A 22,612-nucleotide genomic window follows, 5' to 3' on the forward strand; every position below is an offset into this window, starting at 1 on the left:
TGAACCCGCCGTCATGAGCGAGACCGAAGTCATCGAGCTTTGCCGCACGTCCATCGTCACGCTGGTGATGGTGTGCGGGCCGATTCTGGTCATCATGATGGCGGTCGGCACCGTCATCTCCATCTTCCAGGCGGTTACCCAGATCAGCGAGCAGACCCTCGCCATGGTGCCGAAGGTGCTGCTGGTCTTCGGTCTCAGCATCCTGCTGATGCCCTTCATGCTGGGCAAGCTGACCGATTTCTTCGAACATGAGGTCGCCGACCGCATCGTCGCGATCGGCGTCGGCGCCACCGACAATGGCGGCGCGCCCTTCACGCCCGGCACCGGCGTGACGCCGCCCCCGGCGCCGACCGCGGCCGCGGCGGGCCAATGAACGTCCTGCAGCAACTGCTGGGCGAACAGATCTTCGTCTGGATGTTGGTCTTCATGCGGGTCGGCACCGCCTTCAGCGTGATGCCGACCATCGGCGATGCCTTCGTTCCCACCCGCATGCGCCTGCTGTTCGCGCTGGCGGTCAGCACGCTGGTGGCGCCGGCGATCCGGCCGATGCTGCCGCCGATGCCCGGCAATCCGTTCCAACTGATGGTGCTGGTGGCCGGCGAGATGACGGTGGGAATTTTCCTCGGCACCATCGCCCGGCTGCTGATGGGCGCGCTTGAGGTGGCCGGCACAATCATCAGCCTGCAGAGCGGCCTTGCCAACGCGCAGATCTTCAACCCGGCGCTGGCGACATCAGGCTCTCTGCCCGGCTCGCTGATGGGCTGGCTGGGGCTGCTTCTGATTTTCGTCACCGACCTGCATCATCTGCTGATCATGGCGGTGGTCGACAGCTACGCCACCTTCACGCCGGGAGCGGCGATCCCGATCGACGACATGGCGAACGTGGTCGGGCAGCTGGTGTCGAAAAGCTTCATGCTGGGGGTGCAGATGGCCGCCCCCTTCCTGATCACCGGCATGCTGTTCGCGCTGGCGCTGGGGCTGCTGAACAAGCTGGCGCCGCAGGTGCAGGTGTTTCAGCTGTTCACGTCCGTCCAGGTGCTGCTCGGCCTGTTCATGTTCGCGCTGACGCTGGGTGCGATGATGCTGTTCTGGCTGTCGCGCTTCGAATCGACCTTCATCGAATTCCTGAAGCCGCTGTAGAGGGGGAACGCCGGTGTCGGAAGAGGCGGACGAGTCCTCCAAAACAGAGGACCCGACATCCAAGAAGCTCGACGAGGCCCACAAACAGGGCCAGTTCGCGATGACCCGCGAGGCCGCGAACTGGTTGATGGTCGCGGCGATGCTGGTGGTGCTGGTCTCCATCCTGCCCGGCACCATGAAGGGGCTGGTGTTCCGGCTGAATTACTATTTCGAGAATCTGGACCAGTTCACCTTCGATCGCGCCGGTGTCGGCGCGCTGCTGTTCCGGGTGATGCGCGACGTTATGTGGGCGCTGTGGCTGCCCATCCTGCTGTTCGTGGTGGCCGGCGTGCTGTCGACCATCGGGCAGACCGGTTTCCACGTCTCCTGGGAACTGATCTCCCCGAAGTTCAGCAAGCTGAACCCGCTGCCCGGCCTGATGAACATGTTCAAGGCCAACCAGGGGGTGGAACTGCTGAAGAGCATCGTCAAGCTGGCGGTGGTCGGCGGCGTCGCCTACATGGCGCTCGTGCCGATGTTCGGCGGCATCGAGGCCTATATCGGCATCGACATCGTCACCTTGCTGCTGCAGATGGACGGGCTGGCCCACCGGCTGCTGATCTGGGTCCTGGTGGTCCTGACCTTCATCGCCGCCGGCGACTTCCTGTGGCAGAAGCAGCAGTTCGACAAGAAGATGAAGATGACCAAGCAGGAGGTGAAGGACGAGCACAAGCAGCAGGAAGGCGATCCAGTCGTCAAGGGCCGCATCCGGCAGTTGCGGTTCGAGCGCGCGCGCAAGCGCATGATGGCCGCGGTGCCGAACGCCGACGTGGTGGTCACCAACCCGACCCACTTCGCGGTCGCGCTGAAATACGACCCGACCCAGATGGGCGCGCCGATGGTGCTGGCGAAGGGCGTCGACCAGGTCGCCTTCAAGATTCGCGAGATCGCCGAATCGAACAATGTTCCGGTCATAGAAAACCCGCCCCTCGCCCGTGCGCTCTATGCCGCTTGCGATATCGACGAAGAAGTTCCGTCCGAGCACTATCGGGCGGTCGCCGAAGTCATTACCTATGTCTTCAAGCTCAAAGGGCGGGCGCTGCGCAACTGATCCGGCTCCGTAACGGTTGACCGGACCGGGTGGAGCGGCCGACCATCTCAGGTGGCGCGACGGAGATGCCCGGTCGGTAGCATCCGGTCCGGGGCAACTCCCAGGAAGACCGTGTGGGGTTTGGAGTATTGGTGGACGACACAACTTCCCTTTCCGACACCGCACGCAATGCAGCGAACCACCGGGCATCGTCCGGCGGAGTGCTGATGCTCATCCAATATGCGCTGGCGCCGGCCGGTCTGCTGGTGCTTGCCGTCGGCCTGCTGCTGGACCGCGACGAGGTCGGCTGGCTGGGCGCCGGGCTGGCGGCTGCGGGCGTGGCGCTGCTGATCGGCCGCAGCGTGTCGGTGGTGCGGCGGTCGGCGCGAATCGGCGCGCTGCTGAGCGGTGCGCTGGAAGGGATGCCGGCCGGCCAGCTGGTCTGCGACGGGGCCGACGAGGTGGTGTTCGTCAATGCCGCCTTCCGCGAACTGGCGGGTTGGCGCCGCGGCGAACGGCCGCTGGACGCCCTGGCGCGCCAGTTCTCCGGCGACCCGGACAGCGCGCGCGAATTCCGCCGCCTGCGCGAGCGGGTGAGGGCCGGTTCCGCCGCTTCGGCCGAGCTGGCGATCCCGGCGCTGGACAACCGCCCGCCGGAATGGCGCAAGGTGCAGGGGCAGCCGGTCGCCGGCTTCCCCGGCTCCGTCCATTGGCGGATCGAGGACATCACCGCGCGGTGGGAGCTTGAGCATGTCATGCTGCGCGAGCAGGCGAAGCTGGCCGACTTCATGGAGCATGCGCCGGTCGGCTTCTTCTCGGTCGATCAGAACGGCCACTTCCTGTTCGTCAACGCCACGCTGGCCCAATGGCTGGAGGCGGCGCCCGGCGACCTGACGGACGGCGAATCGCGGCTGCACGGCATCCTGGCGGCGCCCCCGGTCTCCGCAGCACCCTATGACCTGTTCGACCATGGCGGCGGCGAGCAGCGCGGCGAACTGACCATGGTGGGGCTGCGCGGCCGGCGTTTCCAGGTTGCAGTGGCGCAAAGCGTGGTGCGGGCCGACGACGGCACCATCCACACCCGGTCGGTGGTGCGCGACCTGTCGCCCGAGCGGGAATGGCAGGAGGCGCTGCGCCAGTCCGAACAGCGGTTCCAGCGCTTCTTCGAGGACGCGCCGATCGGAATCGCCTTGGTCGACGAAACCGGCCAGCTGACCGAATGCAACGAGGCCTTCCTGGCGCTGATCGGCAGCGAGGCCGGCAGCGTCATCAACCGCCCGATGGCCGACCTGATCGTCCCGGCGGAGCGCGAGGCGGTGACGGCGCGGCTGAAATCGGTGCAGGGCGGCGCCGACCCGGCCCACCCGCTTGAGGTTCGGTTGTCGGGCGGGCGGGAACTGACCGCCCAGCTCTATGCCCGGCGCCTCGCCAACCCGGTGCGCACCGATGGCCGCACGGATGGCGGCAAGGGAGATGGGGTGGGCCTGATCCTGCACTTCATCGACATGACCGAGCGCAAGAGCCTGGAGGCGCAGTTCGCCCAGTCGCAGAAGATGCAGGCGGTCGGCCAGCTGGCCGGCGGCGTGGCGCACGACTTCAACAACCTGCTGACGGCGATGATCGGCTTCTGCGACCTGCTGCTGTTGCGGCACAAGCCGGGCGACCAGTCCTTCAGCGACATCATGCAGATCAAGCAGAACGCCAACCGTGCCGCCAACCTCGTGCGGCAGCTGCTGGCCTTCTCGCGCCAGCAGACCCTGCAGCCGCGCGTCATCAACGTGACGGACGTGCTGGCGGAGTTGGCGAACCTGCTGCGCCGGCTGATCGGCGAGAACATCGAACTGAAGATGATCCATGGCCGCGACCTGGGGCTGGTCAAGGTCGACCAGAACCAGCTGGAGCAGGTCATCATCAATCTGGTGGTCAATGCCCGCGACGCCATGGCCGGCGGCGGCAAGCTGATCATCAACACCACCAATTACGTCGTCACCCAGCCGGAACGGCGGGAGCACGAGACGATCCCGTCCGGCAGCTACGTCTCCATCGAGGTGATCGACACCGGCTGCGGCATCGCGCGGGAGAACCTGCAGCGCATCTTCGAGCCCTTCTACACGACCAAGGAGGTCGGGTCGGGCACCGGGCTGGGCCTGTCGACCGTGTACGGCATCGTCCGGCAGACCGGCGGCTTCGTGCTGGTCGATTCGGCGGTGGGGGAAGGGACGACCTTCACCATCCTGCTGCCGCATCATCAGGGCGAACTGCGCCCGGTCGACACCGCCGAACCGCGGGAGCGGCGCGGCAGCGACCTGACCGGCACCGGCACCATCCTGCTGGTGGAGGACGAGGACGCCGTGCGCGTCTTCTCCGCCCGGGCGCTCCGCAACAAGGGCTATCAGGTGCTGGAGGCCAAGAACGGCGAGGCGGCGCTGCAGCAGATCGAGACCAACGGCGCCTCCATCGACCTGCTGATCACCGACGTGGTGATGCCGCAGATGGACGGCCCGACGCTCGCCCGCCATGTCCGCAAGCTGCGCCCGGAGATGCGGGTGATCTTCATCTCCGGCTATGCCGAGGACCGTCTGGGCGAGATCGACGGCGTCGAAGTCGCCCATTTCCTGCCCAAGCCATTCTCGCTGAAGCAGCTGGCCTCCAAGGTGAAGGAGGTCATCCGCGACGGACGGTGAGAGCGAAAAATCGCCTGCAAGAATGCCCCCGAACATGCCCCGTAAAATAGGAACGCACGGGCAACATCAGGTCTTGCAAACGAGAACGAAGAGAGTACATTCAGCCTCGTTGCAAGAGCGCCGACCGTGTGTTCTAAGAGAGGGGTACCGGGCATGTCGTCCGCACAGCTTCGTTTGGTCGAGAAGGATTCCATGGACAAGCAGAAGGCGCTCGATGCCGCCCTGAGCCAGATCGAACGCGCGTTCGGCAAGGGCTCGATCATGAAGCTTGGCGCCCGTGAGAACTTGGTCGAGACGGAGGTCATCTCCACCGGCTCCCTTGGTCTCGATATCGCGCTGGGCATCGGTGGCCTGCCGAAGGGCCGCATCGTCGAAATCTACGGGCCGGAAAGCTCGGGCAAGACCACGCTGGCGCTGCACGCCATCGCCCAGGCCCAAAAGGCCGGCGGCACCTGCGCCTTCGTCGACGCGGAGCATGCGCTCGACCCGTCCTATGCCCGCAAGCTGGGCGTCAACATCGACGAGCTGCTGATCTCCCAGCCGGATGCCGGCGAGCAGGCTCTGGAGATCGCCGACACGCTGGTGCGCTCCGGCGCCATCGACGTGCTGGTGGTAGACTCGGTGGCCGCGCTCGTTCCGCGCGCCGAACTGGAAGGCGAGATGGGCGACAGCCACGTCGGCCTGCACGCCCGCCTGATGAGCCAGGCCCTGCGCAAGTTGACCGGCTCGATCTCCAAGTCGAACTGCCTGGTGATCTTCATCAACCAGATCCGCCTGAAGATCGGCGTGATGTTCGGCAACCCGGAGACGACGACCGGCGGCAACGCGCTGAAGTTCTACGCCTCCGTCCGTCTCGACATCCGCCGCATCGGCTCGATCAAGGACCGCGACACCGTCGTCGGCAACCAGACCCGAGTCAAGGTGGTGAAGAACAAGATGGCCCCGCCGTTCCGCGTGGTCGAGTTCGACATCATGTATGGCGAGGGCGTGTCGAAGGTGGGCGAACTGCTCGACCTCGGCATCCAGGCGGGTGTGGTCGACAAGTCGGGTGCGTGGTTCAGCTATGACGGCACCCGCATCGGCCAGGGCCGCGAGAACGCCAAGACCTATCTGCGCAACAACCCCGAGATGGCCGATGCGATCGAGGCCAAGATCCGCGGCAACGCCGGTCTGGTCGCCGACGCGATGATGGGCACCCCGGAAGCCGACGGTGAAGCCTCCACTCCGGAATGACGCCAGGGCAGATCGATTGAAAAGCCCCGCCTTCCGAAAGGGAGGCGGGGCTTTTTTGTTGGGAGATGTGGGAGGTCAGGGTGGTGTCTGCCCTTCACACATCCACCACCATATGCGGTCGGAACGCCCCCTCCAGCGTCAGCAGCAGGTGGAGGTAGACCGCCACCTTTCGCGCGCGGTCTGTGTTGCGGGCAAGGCAGTCTCGCAGTTGTTCCGCCAGCCGGGCGGCTTCCGGATCCAGTTCCGGTGCGGCGGTGATGGCGGCCTGGACGATGTGCTCGGGATCGACGGGCAGCGGAGCCGCCGGATCCTTCAGCAAGGCTTCCGCCAGCGCATCTTCATCATGGTGGACCGGGGACGGAGCGGCCGGGGGTGGTGGCGCGCGGCTGGACAGATGGCTGCGGAGATTTTCCTTCAGCCGGGTCCGCTGACGCTCATCCAACCCATCGAACTGGTCGACCTCATCGAACAAGAGGTCATAGAGGCGACGGCGCTGCGGATTGGGCGGATTGTGGTCGCGCCGTTCCTGCTCACGGTGGTGCCGTTCCTGGCGGCTGTTGCGGCGGCTGTTGCGGTCGGTAGCGCTGCCGCTCCGCTCGACGCCCGTGGTGGTGCGGACGCTGAACTCCGGCGGGCCGATGCCGCGCCCGGATGTGAGATTGCCGGACATGAGCCGCCTCCCGGGGAAACCACTCCCTCAGCGGTCAAGTCTGGCAGAGCCGGCGCTTTCGTCAATGCGAAAGCGCCAAGCCCCTATCGGCCAATCGTCCGGTCCGTCAGTCGCCGGCCCCGGCCCCGACGGCACTGTCGGCGGCTTGCGGCTTGCTCTTGCCGAAGCCGATGGTGGGGAAGACGTTGATCAACGCGGTGATGAAGGCGGCCAGATAGGGCAGCGACTGCACGACCAGCAGGCCCGACCACATGAAGGCGTCGCGGTTCTCGTGGCCGAAGACCATGACGATGGCCAACGCCGCTCCCCACAGCGACACCAGCAGCACCAGCTCCTCGCGCGCCATCAGGAAGGCCTGCATCAGCGCCGGCTGGTTCTCGCATTTGGGCGTGCGGACAAAGGGGCGGCCGGAGGTGAAGATGCCCAGCCACATGGCGCGGCCGACCGTGTGGGTCAGCGCCATGCCGGCCACCGCCGCCCCGACCTTGTCCCAGAAGCCGCACTTCACCCGCGCCTCGTAGAGCCAGAGCGAAGCGCCGACCTTGAAGGCGAAGACGCTGAGCGTCGGGATCATGAAGACGTTCGGCGGGAACTCGAAATATTTCGGGAAGGCCATCAGGCCGATGGACCAGATGATGCCGGCGATGCCGAAGATCATGTGGGCGGCGTCGGCAAACCAGGGCAGCCAGCCGGTGATGAAATGGTACTTCTGGCCGGCCGTCAGCTCCTTCGCGCCCGGCGACAGCTGGCGCCAATGGTGCTTCAGGATTTGCACGGCGCCATAGGCCCAGCGGAAGCGCTGAGTCTTGTAGGCGGAGAAACTGTCGGGAACCAGGCCCTTGCCGTAGCTTTCCGGCATATAAACGGCCTCATAGCCATGCTCGAACAGGCGCAGGCCGAGGTCGGCGTCCTCGGTGATGCACCACTCGCCCCAGCGGCCGACCTTTTCCAGGGCCGACTTGCGGATGATGGTCATGGTGCCGTGCTGGATGATTGCGTTGCGCTCGTTCCGCTGGATCATGCCGATGTGGAAGAAGCCGGCATATTCCCAGTTGGTCATGCGCTGGAACAGGTCGTGTTCCCACTCGCGATAGTCCTGCGGCGACTGCACGAAGCCGACCTCCGGCCGGTTGAAGTGCGGGATGGTCGCCTTCAGCCAGTCGGGATGGACCTGATAATCGCTGTCGATGACGGCGATGTGTTCGGCGTCGGGGGCGGTTTGCGCCAGACCGAAATTCAGCGCACCAGCCTTGAAGCCCGGCCAATTATCGAGGTGGAAGAAGCGGAACTTCGGTCCCAGCTTCTTACAGTATTCCTCGATCGGACGCCAAACCGCCGGATCCTTGGTGTTGTTGTCCAGCAGCAGGACTTCGTAATTCGGGTAATCGAGGTTGGCCAGCGCGTCCAGCGTCTGCATGACCATGTGCGGCGGCTCGTTGTAGCAGGGCACATGGATCGACACCTTCGCCGCGTTGGGCAGCGGCGCGGCGGAGCAGGGGATGAACTTGCGCTTGAACTTGTGCTGCCAGACGACCTCGGTCAGCTCCATGCCGTCGATCAGCATGACCGCGAACAGCACCAGCTGGCAGAAGATCAGCAGGCCCCAGGCGATTTCGGTGGTGAGTGCCAGTCCGGCCGCCGATGCCGCGCTGACGGTGAAGACCAGGACGGAAGCCACCGCCTGGATCAGCGCGCCGTAGAAGATCTGGCCGCCGATCTTCAGGTCGCTGCGGCGCCACAGGAAGAACACCAGCGGCAGGAAGCCCAGCGCAATGGCGGTGGCGCACTTGATCTCCCAGTTGCGGACCTCATGCACCCCGCCGATCATCGGGAACTTCGGGTTGCGCTGATAGTCCCACAGGCCCCAGCTGGTGCCGGCGGTGCCCTCGATCTCCCGCTTCCAGGGCTGGTCGAAGGCCTCCATGATGAAGTAGTCGAGCTTGTTCTGGGCGGCGACGTTCAGGAAGTTGCGGATGAACTTCGCCTGATTGACCTGGCTCGCCTCGGCGCCACGGCGCCACGGGCCATCGGCCGGCCAGCCGATCTCGCCGATCAGGATGTGCTTGTTCGGGAACTTCTGCTTCAGCTCGTTGTAGCGGAACATGGCGTAGTCGACCGACTGGTCGACCGGCACGCCTTCCCAATAGGGCAGCAGGTGGACGGCGAGGAAGTCCACGGCCTCGGCCAGTTCCGGGTTCTTCAGCCAGACGTGCCACGGCTCGGCGATGGAGACCGGGACGTTGACCTTCTTCTTCACCCGCTTGATGTAGTCGATGGCCTGCGGAACGGTCAGGTCGGCGCGCAGGATCGCCTCGTTACCGACCAGCACGCGGCGCACGTTGCTGTTGGCGCGGGCCAGCTTGATCAGGCCGGCCAGTTCGGGCTCGTCGATTTCCGGCTTGCCGGTCGTCCAGGCGCCGGCGGTGACCGGCAGCCCATGCTTGGCGGCGATGGCCGCCACCATTTCGGAACCGTCGGTGGTCGAGTAGGTACGGACGGCCTTTACCGCGCCCTCCAGCGCGTCCATGTCCTGCTCGATGTCCTCGGCGGACGCCTTGTCGCCCTTCGACGGGCTCTTGTCCGAATGGAAGGGGGTATAGGCGACGCCGGTGATGGCGCCGGCCCAGGACCGCTCGTCCACCGGACGGTTCCACAGCGCCCAGAAGGCGATGTTGCCGAGGATCACCAGGATCAGAACCGCAAAGGCCGATTTGCGCATGTGGGTCGTTCTCGCTCGCCGCACCAGAAAACATGGATACGGCCCGTGGAAATGGCGCAAGGGGACCGTTGCCGCCCCGACCATGTCCTCGGACCGAACTCTACAATCGTCAAACGAATGCCGCCCGTGCCGTATGGCCGGCGCGCACGGCAATCTATACAAGCTTCGCGGTTGCCCCGCCACTGCCGGCTATAACAGGGCAGCCTCCGGATTATTCCCCGGCGGCGCCCGGCGCAGGCCATGAATGGAGTGAAGCATGTTTTCCCTTAACGAACGGCTACGGGCCGACACCCGCCCTGTGACCGATCTGGGGCTTTGCCGGGTGCTGCTGATGAACAACCGGCTGTGGCCATGGCTGATCCTGGTGCCGATGCGTGAGAGTGCCGTGGAAATCCACCGGCTGGACGAGGAGGATCAGGCGACGCTGATGCGGGAGATCGCACAGGCTTCCCGCGTGGTGGAGCGGCTGTACTCGCCCGACAAGATGAATGTCGGGGCGCTGGGCAACATGGTGCCGCAGCTGCACGTCCATGTGATCGGGCGGACGCGCGGCGACCCGGCCTGGCCGGGGCCGGTGTGGGGTTCCGGCCATGCCGAACCGTATGAGGCGGCGGAGGCCGATGCCCTGGTGGAACGGCTGGCCGAGGCGTTCCGAACGACGCCGTGAACTTTATCGGGCGGTGAGTGTTTGAGTGGTCAACCATCTTCTCGGGAGACCGCCGCCATGACCGATCAGGACCGCTCCAAATCCGTGACCTCCGACGCGCCGTCGGACGCCGCCCAGCGAATCGAGGACAAACTGGTCGACAAGACCGGCAAAGCGTCCGGCGATCCCGACAAGCCCGTCCAGAAGAAGTGGGAGGAGATGGGTGAGCGGGAGGAGATCATCGAACAAAGCCAGCGCGAGGGCGGCGGGGCGTAAAGGGCGAGCAATTGGCCCATGGCTGTTGGGCATCCCCTCTCCTTTCCGCAGAGAGGGGAATGCTACCGCTTCACCGTGCAGGTCAGCGCCAGCACGTCCGCCGCCTTTTCCAGATCGTCGGCGCGGACCAGCACATAATCGGTGTTGTAGGTGGAGATCGCGAAGATCGGCAGATGGGCCTGGGCCAGCGGAACGGCAATGCGGGCCAGGATGCCGAACAGGGTGAAATCGACCACGCCCTCCACCCGGAAGGCGCGCCAACCGCGTTCGGCCTTGACGCCCTCCGGCACCCGGTCCTCGCGGCAGAGAATCGACAGCTCCTCTCCCGTCCGGGTGGCGCCGACCAGCGGGTCGGTCCAGTCGAGCCAGTCGGGCAGGCCGCTGCCGGGCGGAAGCTGCGCCACCGCAAGACGGTCGGGCAGGATCGACAGGGTCAGGCCGGTCTGCTCTCGCACAAGGGCGGCTGTCAGCGTGGCTTCGTCCACCTCGAAAGGTTTCAGGATGCGCCGGGCGCGGGCGGCCAGCGACGGGACGCCGGAGCGCATGGCGCGGCCCAGCATCTCCGCCGAGGTAGCGCGCAGGTTGGCGTCCGATTCGGCGAGATCGACCACCGCCTGCAATGCGCTGGTCTGGACGATGCGGCTGGGGCTGTTCTCGAACCAGTCCGCCAGCAGGACGGCGGCGCGGTGGCGCTGCTCCTCCGTCATGGTCAGGCGCGGCACGATCTGGGCGAGGTGCCAGCGTACCTCCGCCTGCTCGATGGCGACGGCGTCGGTCAGCAGATGCTCGACATAGGGATCGAGCCAGCGGGCATTGCCGCGCGAGACCCGTTCCAGCGCATCGGCGGCGCGCATACGGACGCTGGCGTTGCGGTCGAACAGGCAGCCGACCAGCTCCGCCAGCTTGCCGCGGTCGGCCGATACCTCGTCGGCGACGGAGGGGGCGTCGCCCACCGTCCGCCGGTCGCCGATGGCCAGACGGCGGGCCAGCGAGGCATTCCTGATCAGCTCATCCATCTCAGCGCCGTCCGGTCGGACGGCCGAAGCGCGACGGCGTGCCGAAGCGCGAGGCGATCTTGGCGCCGGTCGGCTTGGGCGGCGGCGGGGGAGGGGGCGGCGGCGGGGTTTCGCCGCGTGGCACGCCACCGCCCGACGCCATCTCCGCCAGATCCTTCACCAGCTTCTGCACGCTGCGCACGCGGGCCTGCGGGTCGGGCCATTCGCGGATGTAGACCAGCTTGTGGTCGGGCCGCAGCTTCATCAGCGTCAGATGCTGGGCGATGTAGGTCAGCAGCTTGGCCGGCTCGGCATAGAAATTGTCGTGGAAGGCCAGCACCAGTCCCTTCGGCCCGGCATCGACGCGGTCGATGTTGGCTTGTTTGCACCAGCGCTTGATGGTGACGACGTCCAGCAGGTTCTCCACCTCCTCCGGCAGCTTGCCGAAACGGTCGATCAACTCCGCGGCGAAGCCATCCACCTCCGCCCGGTCGACCAGATCGGCGATGCGGCGGTAGAGCGACAGGCGCACCGTCAGGTCGGGGACGTAGCTTTCCGGAATCAGCACCGGCGTGCCCAGGTTGATCTGCGGCACCCACTCCTGCGCGGCTGCGGCGGCGACGGCACCCTCCTGCATAGCGGCGCGGGCGTTGGCGACGGCCTCCTCCAGCATCTGCTGGTACAGCTCGACGCCGACCTCGCGCACTTGCCCCGACTGCTCCTCGCCCAGCAGATTGCCGGCGCCGCGGATGTCCATGTCGTGGCTGGCGAGCTGGAAGCCGGCGCCCAGGCTGTCCAGCGTCTCGATGACGTGCAGGCGCTGCTGGGCGGTGGCGTTCAGCGGCTTGTTGGGTGCGTAGGTCAGATAGGCGTATCCGCGCTTCTTCGACCGGCCGACGCGGCCGCGAATCTGGTAGAGCTGCGCCAGTCCGAACAGGTCGGCGCGGTGGACGATCAGCGTGTTGGCGTTGGGGATGTCCAGGCCGCTTTCGATGATGTTGGTGGCGAGCAGAACCTCGAACTTGCCCTCGTCGAAGGCGGTCATCACGTCTTCCAGCTCGCTGGCCGGCATTTGGCCGTGGGCGGTGACGATCTTGACCTCCGGCACCAACTCGCGCACCCGTTCGGCGACCTTCGCCAGATCCTCGATACGCGGGCAGACGTAGAAGGTCTGGCCGCCGCGATAGTGCTCGCGCAGGATCGCCTCGCGGATCACCACCGGGTCGTAGGGCAGGACGAAGGTGCGCACCGCCAGACGGTCGACCGGCGGGGTGGCGATCAGCGACAGCTCGCGCACGCCGGACAACGCCATCTGCAGGGTGCGCGGGATCGGCGTGGCGGTCAGCGTCAGCACATGGATGTCGGCGCGCAGCTCCTTCAGCCGCTCCTTCTGCTTGACGCCGAAATGCTGCTCCTCGTCGACGATCACCATGCCGAGCCGCTTGAAGTCGAGCCCCTTGGCGAGCAGAGCATGGGTGCCGACGACGATATCGGCCGTGCCCTCCGCCAGTTCCTTCTTCACCAGCGTCTGTTCGCGGGCGGTGACCATGCGCGACAGCTGCACCACACGCACCGGCAGGCCGGCGAAGCGGGTGGAGAATGTCTTGAAATGCTGGCGCGCCAGCAGGGTGGTCGGCACGACGACGGCGACCTGCTTGCCGCTCATCGCCACCATGAAGGCGGCGCGCAGGGCCACTTCGGTCTTGCCGAAGCCGACGTCGCCGCAGACCAGACGGTCCATCGGCCGGCCGCTGCCGAGATCGGTGAAGATGTCTTCGATCGCCTTCAACTGGTCGTCGGTCTCGGGGTAGGGGAAGCGGGCGGCGAATTCCTGATAGACCCCCTCCGGCGTCAGCACCGGATCGGCCTTTTTCAGCATCCGCTCCGCCGCGATCTTCAGCAGGGCTTCCGCCATGTCCTTCAGGCGCTTCTTGACTCGCGCCTTGCGGCCCTGCCAGCCGGCGCCGCCCAGCTTGTCGAGTTGGACATTGGCGTCTTCCGAGCCGTAGCGCGACAGCACCTCGATGTTCTCGACCGGGACATACAGCTTGTCGCCGCCCTCATAGACGATGCGAAGGCAGTCGTGCGGGGCGCCGGTGACCTCCAGCGTCTCCAGCCCGTCATAGCGGCCGATGCCGTGGTCCATATGGACGACGATATCGCCCTCATGCAGGGCCGAATGCTCGGCGATGAAGTTGGCGGCCTTGCGCTTCTTCTTGGCCGGGCGGACCAGACGGTCGCCGAGGATGTCCTGTTCGGTGATGACGGCGAGGTCGGGGGAGGTGAAGCCATGCTCCATCCCCAGCACGATGGTGCCGATGATGCCGCGGTCGAAACGGCGGACATCCTCCATGTTCTCCGCCGGCTCCAGGCCGGGGATGCCGTGGTCGGCAAGCACGTTGGACAGGCGGTCGCGCGATCCGGCCGAATATCCCGCGATCAGCACCCGGCGGCCGTCGGCACGGAGCGCCCGGATATGGTCCTTCACCGCGTCGAAGACGTTGATGTCGGGGCGGTTGCGTTCTTCCGCGAAGTCGTGGCCACGCTTGCCGCCAGCGTCCACCGTGCCCTTGATCCCGGGGGGAGTGGAGAAGATCTGGAGCTGCGCTACTGCGCGCTCGGCCATCAGCGCGTCCCAGACGGTGGCGTCGAGGAACATCGAGGCGACCGGCACCGGCTTGTAGACCGGCGATCCCGCCCGCTTCTCGATGGTCATCATCGAATCGCGGGAGGCATGGAAATCGACCACCTGCGCGATGCGGGCGTCGCGCGCCTCGTTGGCCTGATGGTCCAGGCTGACGATGCCGCGCGGCAGGTAATCCAGCACCGTGTCCATGCTCTCATGGAACAGCGGCAGCCAATGTTCCATCCCGCCATAACTGCGGCCGGCGGAAATCGCCTCGTAGAGCGGATCGTCGTCGGTCACCGCGCCGAACAGCTCGCGGTAGCCGGAGCGGAAGCGGGCGATCCCGGCCTCGTCGAGGAAGACCTCCGACATCGGCTTCAGCTCGACACGGTCGCGCTTGTCGGTGGTGCGCTGGGTCATGGGATCGAAGGCGCGCACTCCCTCCAGCTCGTCGCCGAACAGGTCGAGGCGCAGCGGCTCCTCCGTGCCCGGCGGGAACAGGTCGACGATGCCGCCGCGCACCGCGAACTCGCCCGGCTCCCGCACCGTCTGGGCACGGGTGTAGCCGTTGCCGGCGAGGTAGCGCTGAAGCTTCTCCAGGTCGATCCGGTCGCGCAGCTTGGCGGTGAACACCGCGTCCTTGAAGGCGCTGCGCGGCGGCACCCTCTGCACGACGGCGTTCACGGTGGTCAGCACGATCAGCGGCGCCAGACCGTCGCGATTCGACGCCGTCTCGCGCCGGGCGATCAGACGGGTCAGCGTGTCGATGCGCCGGGCGACGATGCCGCCGTTCGGCGACACCCGGTCATAGGGCAGGCAGTCCCAGGCCGGGAAGGTCAGCACCTCCAGCTTCGGCGCGAAGAAGGCCAGCGCCTCCGCCAGCAGGGCGCAGCGCGTGTCGTCCAGCGCCACATGCAGCAGGCCATAGGCCCCGGCCTTCTGCGCAAGCTCCGCCAGGATGCGGGCGTCATGACCCTCGGGCGCGCCGCCGATCAGGAGACGGCCGGCGCGGCCGGGCTGGAGATCGTAACTGACCAAAGGAGGATGCCTCGGAGAAGGGGAGTGCTTGTCGGGAAGCCTTGACCGGCTCCGTCAGGAGTCTTGACCGGCTCCGTCACGAGCCTTGACGTGGTGTGTAACGGAATGCCGTCAACAGGCGCATCACGTCATTGTCATGCTCGGCCGGCACCGGCTCCCGCCCTGACATCCAGTCGTAGAGGTCGGGATCGCCAAGCTCGAGCAGCGCCTCGAACCGGTCGAGCATGGCATGGTCGAAGTCGCCGACATGGGCGTCGGCGAAGCTGCCCATCAGCAGGTCCATCTCCCGCGTGCCGCGGTGCCAGGAGCGGAAGCGCAGGCGCTTGCGACGGTTTTCAATCGATTCGGCCTTCTCGGGAGCCGGTGCGGTACCGTTTTCGGTCATTGCTGTCCAACGTCGAAAGCCCCCAGCGCCACCAGCGGCGAAGGGGGGAACCATTCAGGAACCCCATCCTGCACGGGCCGGCGCGGCGATGCAACCATGGCTGCCTGCCTTGACCCTGGCCAACTGATGTCCTATCTGCGCTCAGACCCGTGGGGACGACCCCACCGATGGAAAGAGGGTAACCGGGTGGGGACGACCCCGCCATTCCAGGACGGAGTCGCCGTCATGGCGTGGGTCACGCTGTTCTTCGCCGGTCTTTTCGAAATCGCCTGGGCCGTCGGCCTGAAATACACCGAGGGCTTCACCCGCCTGGTGCCGAGCGTGCTGACCGCCGCGGCGATGCTGGCGAGCATCCTGCTGCTGGGCGTCGCGCTGAAAAGCCTGCCGCTGGGGACCGCCTATGCGGTGTGGACGGGAATCGGCACCGTGGGCACCGCGGTGCTGGGCATGATGCTGTTCGGCGAACCCGCCGGGGCGCTGCGGCTGCTGTGCATCGCGGCGATCATCGGCGGGATCGTGGGGCTGAAGGTTCTGCATGGGTGAGTTTGGGGGCTAGGTGTGGAGTGCGGGGTGCTGGTGCCCCCTCCCTAACCCTCCCCCGCTAACGCGGGAGAGGGAACTCCGCCGCTTCGCAATTCAGTTTACGCCGACAAGCATTCTGCCCCCTCTCCCGCGAAGCGGGGGAGGGATGGGGAGGGGGCATTCAGCACCCCCTCAAAGCGCCTCCGTCCGGCAGGTCAGCCCCAACGTCTCCGCCGTGTTCGCCACCGCAGACAGGCAAACTTCCGCCCGCTCCGCCGGGATCGACACCGAGAAGCGCAGGACGTAGCGCTCGCCGGCGCGGTCGGGCAGGGTTTGCGCGTCCAGACGGACGATGTTGGCGTCGAACTGGGTGAAGATCTCAGACAGGCGCGCCACGAGTCCGGGCTGGTCGCCGCCCGACACCTCGACGCGGTGGGTGACCAGCGCCTGCGGGCCGGGCTGCGGGTCGAAGGCGAACGGGCTGACCTTCACTTCGGCGCCGGCCAGGACGGGCAGGGACGACAGGCTGGCCTGAACCTCCGCCACCGTCAGGTTTTCGGGCAGTTCGCAGACGGCGGAGAACTCGGCGCCGCTGCCCAGCGAGGCGAAGGTGGCGTCGCGCAGGTTGATGCCCTGTTCGAACAGGTGGCTGGTGATGCCGGAGACCAGACCGACCCGGTCGGGACAGAAGGTGGAAACCAGGGCCAAGCCAGCAGTCGATTCCGTCGCCATCGCACGTCTCCCGTGATCGGATTTCTTCGAGGGGCACGGGTTCGGCCGTGCCGTCCGGATGGGCGATCATCGAAGCGGGGTGCCGGGAACGCCAGCACAAAATATCGCTTAGCCGCCAAACAGCCGGCGGGTGGCGGCTCTGATGGCGTGAAGCTTCGCCGCCAACTCCGGGTCGATGTCATCGACATAATGGGAGGCGAGCAGGCCGAAATTCAGGTCGTCGGCGCGGTCCAGCCGCTTGGCTCCGTCCCGCGCCGCAGAGTCGACATAGTCGAGCTGGCGCCGGATGCTGGTCAGCCAGCTGTTCTCCGGCTCCCGCCGTTCCAGCGCGGCAACCCCGGCCTGGGCCTGCGCGATATGGCGGCGCAGATCGTCGGTGGTGGCGATGTCGGACATGGCGGGACTCCGTTGCGAAAGGCGGCGGCCAGTCTGGACCATCGCCGCCATCGGGAGAACAGCGACGGCGGCGGTTGGTCACGACCTTACTGGACCAGCCCGCCGCTGGTGACGCCGGCCTTGACGGTGTTCGGCACCACGACCTGGGCGCAGCCGCCCTTGGTCTGCACGCTGGTGCCGGGGGTGGTCCAGCTGTCGACGATGGGGGCGGCGACCGATTTCAGCCCCTGGCCGGCGGGCAGAACCGCCTTGTATTCGGCCCGGCCGGCGCCGGAGATGCCGAGGCAGTCGGGCGTCGCCGTCACCACCGGAGAGAAGAAGTTGCCGAATCGAATGCTGTCGTAGCCGGTGCGGACATACTGGTACCAGGTGGTGCCGGCGGCCACGTCGATCACCTCCAGCGGCTTGGAGAAATCGATGCCCTTGGAGTCATCGGCGTAGCGGGCGGAGGTGAGGTCGGTCGAGGAATAGAAATAGCTTGCCACCACCACGCGCGCGTTCAGCTGGTCGGCGCTGGTGCCGGCGGACTTGGCGGCGACCACCTGCTCGGCGGTGGGGGCGGTCTGGGCGTGTCCCGGCAGTGCCGAAACCATCGCCAGTCCCAATGCGAGTATCGCTGCCTTGAAAATGCGCGGAAGTGAATACATGGGCAGTCATCCAGTCCGGAAGGTTGAAAATCTCAGATAGGACGATACCAATGCAATCGGGTGCTCCAAGCCCGAAATGCGAAGAGGGGCCGGACCGCATGTACGGTCCGGCCCCTCTTCAAGGCACGGGAGTGGGGATACCCCTGGGCGTCAGGCGGCGGTGCCGCCAACGGTCAGGCCTTCCAGCTTCAGCGTCGGCTGGCCGACGCCGACCGGTACGCCCTGGCCGTCCTTGCCGCAGGTGCCGACGCCGGGGTCGAGGCGGCTGTCGTTGCCGATCATCGAAACCTTGGTCAGGCTGTCCGGCCCGTTGCCGATCAGGGTGGCGCCCTTCACGGCGGGACCCAGCTTGCCGTCCTCGATCAGGTAGGCCTCGCTAGCGGAGAAGACGAACTTGCCGTTGGTGATGTCGACCTGACCGCCGCCGAAGTTCTTGGCATAGATGCCCTTCTTGACGGAGGCGATGATCTCTTCCGGCGTGTGGTTGCCGTTGCGCATCACCGTGTTGGTCATGCGCGGCATCGGGTTGTAGGCGAAGCTCTGGCGCCGGCCGTTGCCGGTCGGGCGCATCCCCATCAGGCGGGCGTTCATGCGGTCCTGCATGAAGCCGACCAGGATGCCGTCCTCGATCAGCGTGGTGCACTGGCCGGGCGTGCCCTCGTCGTCGACGCTGATGGAACCGCGCGAGTTCTCGATGGTGCCGTCATCGACGATGGTCACGCCGGGGGCCGCGATGCGCTGGCCCATCAGCCCGGAGAAGGCGGAGGTCTTCTTGCGGTTGAAGTCACCCTCCAGCCCGTGACCGATGGCCTCGTGCAGCAGGATGCCGGGCCAGCCGCTGCCCAGGACCACCGTCATCTCACCCGCCGGGGCCGGGACGGAGGCGAGGTTGACCAGCGCCTGCCGCAGCGCCTCGTCGACGAAGCCGCGCCAGGTCTCCGGCTGGATGTAGTGTTCGTAGGTGACTCGGCCGCCGCCGCCATAGCCGCCGGTTTCCATCCGGTCGCCCTCGGCCACCACGACGGAGACGTTCAGGCGGACCAGCGGACGCAGGTCGGCGACGCGCACGCCGTCGGCGCGCATGATCTGCACCGCCTGCCATTCGCCGCTGATCGAGCAGCTGACCTGCCGCACCCGCTCGTCCTTGGCGCGGGCATAGGCATCGATGTCGGCCAGCAGCTTCACCTTTTCCTCGAAGGGAACGAGGTGAAGGGGGTTGTCGGGGATGTAGAGCGCGCGGTTGGTGCCGGCCGGCGGTTCCGCCAGCGTGCCGGTGTGGCCGGCCTGCACGGCGCGCACGGTGGCCGCGGCGCGGCGGATCGCATCTTCCGACAGGTTGCTGGCATGGGCGTAGCCGGTCGCCTCGCCGGCGATGGCGCGCAGGCCGAACCCCTGGGTGGTGTCGAAGCTGGCGGACTTCAGCTTCCCATCGTCCCAGCCCAGCGACTCGCTCTGGGCGTATTCGAGATAAAGCTCCCCATCGTCGGCACTGTGCAGGGCGTCCTGCACGACGCCTTCCACGCGGGCGCGGTCCATGCCGGCGCGGTTGAAGAAGAGATCGTCGGTGACGGCAAGCGCGCTCATGAAAACTCCGAACCTGTGATGGGGCGGAACCCGGTCTGCCCGGCCCGATGGCTTGTGCCGGCCTTGTTCCATGGTAGGACACAGTGTCATAGCGGGCGGTCTCGCGCCGCACCGTACGATGTGTTCTAACGGACTGACTATAGTGTGGCGACGCTGGCGCGATCCGGCAAGTTCGCCGATGCCGGATTGTGTATCCTCACGGTACGGTGCTGGGATGGCGGAGGAAAGCATGGGCGACGGAGCGGTGCGGACGACCACGGATACCCTGAACCGCGCCGGCGCCTCCGGAATCGGTGCCGGCATGACCGGGCCGCGTCCGCTGCGGGACCATCCGCTGCGGCAGACGCTGACCAACGAGGTCCATGCCCGGCCACCCGAATCGCTGGCCGCGCCGGTGCGCGCCACCATGTTGGCGATGCTGTCGGGGGAGGGCGCGGCGGAGTCCGACCGCCGCCATCTGGAGGCGCTGTGCGACTGGGCCGGCGTGGTCCGGCCGCCGCAGGGCGCCACCCACCACAGCGCCTCCTTCGGCAGCTTTCACCTGAAGTGGGAGCGGCATACGGAATTCTCGGCCTGGACTGTCTTCCGCCCCAGCGCGATGCCGGCCGGCTCCCTGGCCGATCCATTCCTGGAGCCGGCGCTGCACGCCCTGCCGCGCGACTGGCTGGCCGGATTGCCGGGCGAGCTGCTGGTCGGCATCCATGTCGCCGTGCTCTCCCCCGACCAGCCGGAGCCGTCCCCCAACATGATGGCGGCGATGTTCGGGTCGGAAAGCTATGTCGGGTCGCGGATCGCCGGCCGGTCGGCGACCGCCTGGACCGACTTCCGCATCCACGGCGATGGTTTTTCCCGGATGCTGGTCGCCGACCATTCGATGACGCCGCGACAGACCGGCCGCGTCGTCCAGCGGCTGCTGGAAATCGAGACCTACCGCGTGCTGGCCTTGCTGGCCCTGCCGATGGCCCGCGGCGTGCTGCCCCGCATCGGCCCGATCGAGGCCGGGCTGTCCGACGTCACCACCCGCATCGCCAGCCTGCGCGGCCTGCAGGACGAACGCGACCTGCTGGACCGCCTGACCCTGCTGGCGGCCCAGACCGAGCAGATCTCCGCCGAGACCGCCTATCGATTCGGCGCCGCCCGCGCCTACTACGAGCTGGTGGAGCGGCGAATCGAGGAACTGCGCGAGATCCGGATCGAGGGGTTGCAGACCATCCAGGAGTTCATGGACCGCCGCCTGAACCCGGCGATCCGCACCTGCGAGGCGGTGGAGCAGCGTCTCGATTCGCTCTCGCAGCGCGTCGCGCGGGCCAGCAACCTGCTGCGTACCCGTGTCGAGATCGCTGTGGAGGGTCAGAACGCCGAACTTCTCCAGTCGATGGACCGCCGTGCGCAGTTGCAACTGCGCCTGCAGGAGACGGTCGAGGGGCTGTCGGTTGTGGCGATCAGCTATTACCTCGTCGGCATCGTCGGCTATGCGGCGAAAGGGCTGAAGGGCTTCGGGCTCAAGGTCGATCCCGACATGCTGGTTGGGGTGATGATCCCCATCGTCATCGCCTTCGTCTGGTCGGGCGTGCGCCGGATTCGCAAGGTGCTGGTCGGCGGGCATTGAGGGGCGCGGCGTCAGTTTGCCAATTTTCTAGGGCAAGTTTGACCCCCACCTAACCTCCCCCGCTGGGCGGTGGAGGGGCTGCCGCCACTCTCCCGCATCAGCACTTGTCCCCTCCCCCGCCCAGCTCTCGCACAGAGCTTTGCTTTGTGCTGACGCGGCAGGCGGACCGTAGGTCCGCTGAGAGCGGGGGGAGGGTTAGGGTGGGGGCAAGCGCCTATCACCTTCGCTCACCTAGCCCGAAGCCGGAACTTTCCCCATCCTTACCTCCTGAGTCGCCCCCAAGCGCCGCAACAATCCTGCGCGCTGTCCGCGATCCACCCTCTGATCCTTTCCTGCGTCCATTCCGGCAAAAATCCGCATGTCCAACGGACTGCGGCGGAATGTCGCATGGCATGACCCCAGCCTGTGCTCAACCTTTATCCGCACGGCCCATCCGAATGTGAGGAAAAGTCTATGCATACAGTGGGAGAGAGGAAAGGCTTGTAACCCAGCGGGGCGCGGGGATAAGCTCCGGCTGCGGGTATATGTCGCGCTAAGATGGCGTGATCCCTGCATAAACTGGCGTTCGCTGATAAGCCCAACCATGGACCGCGCGAACAGATATTGGTCCGGACCAACAGGGCGGAGGGAGCGTCGGCGGGAAGAGACGACCGCGTGCCATGACGAGCGTCGCGGCTAAGAAGGGGTTGGGGATGAGAAGGCAAAGCCTGTACGCCGCCGGCCTGGCGGCTGTGCTGTCGATGGTAGGGGGCTGGGGTGTGACGACCGCCCTGGCGAACGAGCCGCGGCCGTGGGAGATGGGCATGCAGCCCTCCGCCTCGCCGGTCAAGCACCTGATGACCTCGTTCAACGACCTGCTGACCGTCATCATCACGCTGATCGTGATCCTCGTCGCGGGCCTGCTGGCCTATTGCGTCGTCCGTTTCAACGCGAAGAGGAACCCGGTCCCGTCCAGGACCTCGCACCACACGCTGCTCGAGGTCGCCTGGACCGTGGTTCCGGTCATCATCCTGATCGTGATCGCCGTTCCGTCCTTCAAGCTGCTCTACGCGGCGGAGCGCATTCCGCAGGCAGACATGACCATCAAGGTCACCGGTCACCAGTGGTACTGGGATTACGAATATCCCGACCACGGCAACATCACCTTCTCCAGCTACATGATCCCCGAGACGGATCTGAAGCCCGGCCAGAAGCGCCTTCTGGAGGTCGACAACCGCGTGGTCGTGCCGGTGAACACCACCGTGCGCGTGCTGGTGACGGCGGGCGACGTGATCCATTCCTGGGCGGTTCCCGCCTTCGGCCTGAAGAAGGACGGCGTTCCCGGCCGCATCAACGAGACCTGGTTCAAGGCCGAGCGCGAAGGCGTCTATTACGGCCAGTGCTCCGAGATCTGCGGCACCAACCACGGCTTCATGCCGATCGCGGTGGAAGCCGTGTCCCGGGAAGCGTTCGACGCCTGGGTCGCCAAGGCCAAGACCGCCTTCGCGCCGAAGGATGGCGACCGCGACGTGGCGCAGCGCCCGACCGGCACGCTCGTCGAGTAAACGCGGGTCGAACAAGCGGACTTCGCAACGCCCGCCAGAGGGACGACGCGATAAGAAGAACCTACCCAGCCGCCGGACGTCCGAACGAACCGGATCG

19 protein-coding genes are annotated in these 22,612 nt (G+C 66.6%); 10 read left to right on the plus strand and 9 right to left on the minus strand.

The window, feature by feature from the left end:
- Positions 1-13: 13 nt before the first annotated feature.
- The 5 genes from FZ938_RS11130 (at position 14) to recA (ending at position 6,126) form a co-directional block, all read left to right on the plus strand.
- Positions 14-373: a flagellar biosynthetic protein FliQ gene (locus FZ938_RS11130; protein WP_149198525.1), complete on the plus strand. Its 360-nt coding sequence runs from the start codon at positions 14-16 to the stop codon at positions 371-373.
- The gene (gene fliR / locus FZ938_RS11135; protein ID WP_149198526.1) at positions 370-1,140 is read left to right on the plus strand and encodes a flagellar biosynthetic protein FliR; all 771 of its coding nucleotides are present in this window, start codon (positions 370-372) and stop codon (positions 1,138-1,140) included. Before FZ938_RS11130 ends, fliR begins: the two co-directional genes overlap by 4 nt.
- A 13-nt stretch (positions 1,141-1,153) precedes the next feature.
- Positions 1,154-2,230, plus strand: a complete 1,077-nt coding sequence (flhB, locus tag FZ938_RS11140) for a flagellar biosynthesis protein FlhB (RefSeq protein WP_149198527.1) — start codon at positions 1,154-1,156, stop codon at positions 2,228-2,230.
- A 131-nt stretch (positions 2,231-2,361) separates the two neighbouring features.
- Positions 2,362-4,893, plus strand: coding sequence for an ATP-binding protein (locus FZ938_RS11145; RefSeq protein ID WP_149198528.1), 2,532 nt, complete (start codon positions 2,362-2,364; stop codon positions 4,891-4,893).
- 153 nt (positions 4,894-5,046) lie between these two features.
- Positions 5,047-6,126, plus strand: coding sequence for a recombinase RecA (gene recA, locus FZ938_RS11150; RefSeq protein WP_014247796.1), 1,080 nt, complete (start codon positions 5,047-5,049; stop codon positions 6,124-6,126).
- A gap of 94 nt (positions 6,127-6,220) precedes the next feature.
- On the opposite strand, the gene FZ938_RS11155 is transcribed toward recA, so the two are convergent.
- The gene (locus FZ938_RS11155; protein ID WP_149198529.1) at positions 6,221-6,796 is read right to left on the minus strand and encodes a hypothetical protein; all 576 of its coding nucleotides are present in this window, start codon (positions 6,794-6,796) and stop codon (positions 6,221-6,223) included.
- Positions 6,797-6,902: 106 nt separating this feature from the next.
- Positions 6,903-9,515, minus strand: a complete 2,613-nt coding sequence (locus FZ938_RS11160; RefSeq protein ID WP_149198530.1) for a glycosyltransferase family 2 protein — start codon at positions 9,513-9,515, stop codon at positions 6,903-6,905.
- Positions 9,516-9,771: 256 nt separating this feature from the next.
- Here FZ938_RS11160 and FZ938_RS11165 point away from each other — a divergent pair, with 256 nt between their 5' ends.
- Together FZ938_RS11165 and FZ938_RS11170 are read left to right on the plus strand one after the other, a co-directional pair.
- Positions 9,772-10,182 (plus strand): HIT domain-containing protein, encoded by a 411-nt coding sequence (locus FZ938_RS11165; RefSeq protein ID WP_149198531.1) that lies wholly within the window; start codon positions 9,772-9,774, stop codon positions 10,180-10,182.
- A gap of 57 nt (positions 10,183-10,239) precedes the next feature.
- On the plus strand, positions 10,240-10,437 hold the full coding sequence (locus FZ938_RS11170) for a hypothetical protein (RefSeq protein WP_149198532.1): 198 nt from the start codon (positions 10,240-10,242) through the stop codon (positions 10,435-10,437).
- A 62-nt stretch (positions 10,438-10,499) separates the two neighbouring features.
- On the opposite strand, the gene FZ938_RS11175 is transcribed toward FZ938_RS11170, so the two are convergent.
- The 3 genes from FZ938_RS11175 to FZ938_RS11185 all read right to left on the minus strand — a co-directional run bounded on the left by FZ938_RS11175 (position 10,500) and on the right by FZ938_RS11185 (position 15,481).
- The gene (locus FZ938_RS11175) at positions 10,500-11,453 is read right to left on the minus strand and encodes an ACT domain-containing protein (protein WP_149198533.1); all 954 of its coding nucleotides are present in this window, start codon (positions 11,451-11,453) and stop codon (positions 10,500-10,502) included.
- 1 nt (position 11,454) lies between these two features.
- On the minus strand, positions 11,455-15,096 hold the full coding sequence (gene mfd, locus FZ938_RS11180) for a transcription-repair coupling factor (protein ID WP_149198534.1): 3,642 nt from the start codon (positions 15,094-15,096) through the stop codon (positions 11,455-11,457).
- A gap of 76 nt (positions 15,097-15,172) precedes the next feature.
- Positions 15,173-15,481 carry an FAD assembly factor SdhE gene (locus FZ938_RS11185; protein ID WP_149198535.1) on the minus strand — a complete coding sequence of 103 codons (309 nt, stop codon included), beginning with the start codon at positions 15,479-15,481 and terminating at the stop codon, positions 15,173-15,175.
- A gap of 225 nt (positions 15,482-15,706) precedes the next feature.
- Between FZ938_RS11185 and sugE the strand changes: the two genes are divergently transcribed.
- Positions 15,707-16,024: a quaternary ammonium compound efflux SMR transporter SugE gene (gene sugE, locus FZ938_RS11190; protein ID WP_149198536.1), complete on the plus strand. Its 318-nt coding sequence runs from the start codon at positions 15,707-15,709 to the stop codon at positions 16,022-16,024.
- A gap of 171 nt (positions 16,025-16,195) precedes the next feature.
- Here sugE and FZ938_RS11200 read toward each other — a convergent pair whose 3' ends face one another.
- From FZ938_RS11200 to tldD, 4 genes are all read right to left on the minus strand, one after another.
- The gene (locus FZ938_RS11200) at positions 16,196-16,735 is read right to left on the minus strand and encodes a glycine cleavage system transcriptional repressor (protein ID WP_149198538.1); all 540 of its coding nucleotides are present in this window, start codon (positions 16,733-16,735) and stop codon (positions 16,196-16,198) included.
- A gap of 108 nt (positions 16,736-16,843) precedes the next feature.
- Positions 16,844-17,131, minus strand: coding sequence for an immunity protein Tsi6 family protein (locus FZ938_RS11205; protein ID WP_149198539.1), 288 nt, complete (start codon positions 17,129-17,131; stop codon positions 16,844-16,846).
- A gap of 86 nt (positions 17,132-17,217) precedes the next feature.
- Positions 17,218-17,778, minus strand: a complete 561-nt coding sequence (locus FZ938_RS11210) for a polymorphic toxin type 46 domain-containing protein (RefSeq protein ID WP_149198540.1) — start codon at positions 17,776-17,778, stop codon at positions 17,218-17,220.
- 150 nt (positions 17,779-17,928) lie between these two features.
- Positions 17,929-19,362 (minus strand): metalloprotease TldD, encoded by a 1,434-nt coding sequence (gene tldD / locus FZ938_RS11215; RefSeq protein WP_149198541.1) that lies wholly within the window; start codon positions 19,360-19,362, stop codon positions 17,929-17,931.
- Between the two features lie 229 nt (positions 19,363-19,591).
- Here tldD and FZ938_RS11220 point away from each other — a divergent pair, with 229 nt between their 5' ends.
- Positions 19,592-20,971, plus strand: coding sequence for a DUF3422 family protein (locus tag FZ938_RS11220; RefSeq protein WP_246457401.1), 1,380 nt, complete (start codon positions 19,592-19,594; stop codon positions 20,969-20,971).
- 692 nt (positions 20,972-21,663) lie between these two features.
- On the plus strand, positions 21,664-22,515 hold the full coding sequence (gene coxB / locus FZ938_RS11230; RefSeq protein WP_149198543.1) for a cytochrome c oxidase subunit II: 852 nt from the start codon (positions 21,664-21,666) through the stop codon (positions 22,513-22,515).
- Positions 22,516-22,612 lie beyond the last annotated feature (97 nt).

The organism is Azospirillum oryzae (assembly GCF_008364795.1).
Lineage (GTDB): Bacteria > Pseudomonadota > Alphaproteobacteria > Azospirillales > Azospirillaceae > Azospirillum > Azospirillum oryzae.